This window comes from Methylobacterium variabile (assembly GCF_001043975.1).
Classification (GTDB): domain Bacteria; phylum Pseudomonadota; class Alphaproteobacteria; order Rhizobiales; family Beijerinckiaceae; genus Methylobacterium; species Methylobacterium variabile.
In genome coordinates this window covers 1-1,459 of sequence record NZ_LABY01000347.1, presented here as the reverse complement: position 1 = coordinate 1,459, position 1,459 = coordinate 1, and the positions used below count along the sequence as shown (strand labels likewise).

At 69.3% G+C, this 1,459-nt stretch carries 3 protein-coding genes; 1 reads left to right on the top strand and 2 read right to left on the bottom strand.

The genetic code is table 11. The features are described 5' to 3' along the window. Positions 1-210 (bottom strand): cation efflux transmembrane domain-containing protein (locus VQ02_RS32720; RefSeq protein WP_048448447.1); only part of this gene is annotated, 210 nt, incomplete at its 3' end. Positions 211-380: 170 nt separating this feature from the next. Continuing rightward, complete coding sequence (locus VQ02_RS32715) at positions 381-803, bottom strand: MerR family transcriptional regulator (protein ID WP_048448446.1); 423 nt, start codon at positions 801-803, stop codon at positions 381-383. Positions 804-868: 65 nt separating this feature from the next. Between VQ02_RS32715 and VQ02_RS32710 the strand changes: the two genes are divergently transcribed. Beyond that, a partial coding sequence (locus tag VQ02_RS32710) for a cation transporter (protein ID WP_048448445.1) occupies positions 869-1,459 on the top strand: 591 nt, incomplete at its 3' end.

Below are 1,459 nucleotides of genomic sequence, written 5' to 3'. Positions count from 1 at the left end.
CACGTCCGAGAGGTTGTGGCCTGCATCGGCGACGAGGGCGAGGGAGTTGCTCCAGACGCCGAAGACCGCCTCGATGAGCACGAAGGCGACGTTCAGCCCGATGCCTATGGCGAAGGCCTTGCCGAAATTGGCGGGTGCATGGGCGTGGCCGGCATGGCCATGCTCGTGTCCACCTTCGCCGTGGGCGGAGTGATCTGCGTGTTCGGTCATCGGGAGATGCGCTCGCCTCCAAGTCCTCGATAGGCATGCAGCAGGTGCGGCAGGCCTAGCTCCTCTAGCGACTGGAGGAGCAAGGGCTTTTCGTCGAAGCCATGAAAGAATTCCTCGCCTTCCGACCGGGGCCATCAAACGGTCTTCGAACGAACCGTTCGGTTGCTGTGTCAGTGCTCCTCGTGCAGGCATTCGCCGTGGTCGGCCAGAACCTCGACGATGCGGCATTCCTGGATGCGTCCCTGCGAGCACTGGTCGAGCATCAAGCGAATTTCCGCCCGCAGACCGGTGAGCCGCGCGATCCGGTCGTCGATGTCGGCGAGGTGCCGGCGGGCGATGGCGTCCACCTCCCCACAAGGACGCTCCGGCTGCTCGGCGAGGTCGAGCAGCGCCCGGATGTCCTCGATCTCGAAGCCGAGTTCGCGGGCGTGCCGGATGAACCGGAGCCTGCGCACGTCGACCGCGCCGTAGGTCCGCCGGTTGCCCTCCGTCCGGGACGCGCGCGGCAGGAGCCCGCGCTCCTCGTAGAACCGGATGGTCGGCACTTTCACGGAGGCCTGCCGCGACAATTCTCCGATGGCGATGGGCTTCACGGCGCTTGCTCCTCCAGTCGCTAGAGAAATTAGGGTCACCCCGATGAGATGGAAGGCACCTGCCCGTGACCGACGCAGCGACCCTGGAAAAGACCGAAGCTCCGACGACCCGCCTGCGGGTGACGGGGATGGACTGTGCGTCATGCGCGGCGAAGGTCGAGGCGGCCGTGCGCCGCCTGCCGGACGTCACGCAGGTCCAGGTCTCCGTCGCAATGGAGACGCTCGTGGTGTGCCATGGTCCCGGCAGCGACGCGACCGCCATCGCCGCCACCGTCCGGAGGCTCGGCTACGGCGCCGAGGATCCGGACGATGCCGTGCCGGAGGAGGCCGCCGAGAACCCGTGGTGGCGGGCGCCGAAGGCTCTGCTGGCGTTCGCCTGCGGCGCGGCCCTCGTGGCGGCCTACGCGCTCGGGCACGCCGTCCCCGCGACGGAGCGCTGGGCCTTCCTCGCCGCCATGGCCGTCGGCCTGGTGCCGATTGCGCGCCGCGCCCTGTCGGCGGCCCGGCACGGCACCCCGTTCTCCATCGAGACGCTGATGACGACCGCCGCACTCGGCGCGACCGTCATTGGGGCGACCGAGGAAGCGGCGACCGTCGTCTTCCTGTTCCTGGTCGGCGAGGTGCTGGAGGGCGTCGCCGCCGGCCGCGCCCGGGCG